We start from the raw sequence: 214 nt of genomic DNA on the forward strand, positions 1-214 counted from the left end.
CCGACCAGTCCACATGCGGACTGGGCTCCTCGGCGTGCAGCGTCCGCGGCATCACACCGCGGCGCAGCGCCATCACCATCTTGATCACACCACCGACCCCGGCCGCCGCCTGCGCGTGACCGATGTTCGACTTCAGCGACCCCAGCCACAGCGGCCGCGCCTCAGACCGCTCCCGGCCATAGGTCGCGATCAGCGCCTGCGCCTCGATCGGGTC

General features: G+C 71.0%; 1 protein-coding gene. It reads right to left on the bottom strand.

What is annotated here, in order from left to right; genetic code table 11:
- Nucleotides 1-214, bottom strand: a 214-nt coding sequence (locus ACWJ6R_RS38425; RefSeq protein WP_449066860.1) for a hypothetical protein, incomplete at both ends; no start/stop codon positions are given.

It is taken from the genome of Planomonospora algeriensis, assembly GCF_977012225.1.